1 pseudogene is annotated in these 275 nt (G+C 51.6%); it reads left to right on the top strand.

The annotated features are described in order from the left end of the window. Positions 1-275 (top strand): annotated as a pseudogene (locus AKL28_RS25250) (aldehyde oxidase); the annotation flags it as partial.

The following is a 275-nucleotide window of genomic DNA, read 5'->3' as shown; positions in this document are numbered from 1 at the left end:
CCTGGATTGCTCGCCAGGGACGCGATGCTCTGGAAATCGAATGGGATGATTCCGAGTCTCTCAAGGCAAGTTCAACGGAGATTTTTCAAAAATTCCGTTCCTTCACGAATCAGCCTGGCGTAGTGGCTAAGGAGCGCGGTACTGTGCTTGATAAGGCACCAGCCGGCGGAAAAGTTCTTGAAGCCATCTACGAACAACCCTATTTGGCTCATTCGCCGATGGAGCCCATGAATTGCCTAGTTCATTTGCAGGCGAACCGGTGCGATATCTGGAAC

Origin of the sequence: Herbaspirillum chlorophenolicum (assembly GCF_001189955.1) — a bacterium.
GTDB classification, from domain to species: Bacteria; Pseudomonadota; Gammaproteobacteria; order Burkholderiales; family Burkholderiaceae_D; genus Herbaspirillum; species Herbaspirillum chlorophenolicum.
This window is presented reverse-complemented; position numbering and strand designations above follow the sequence as displayed.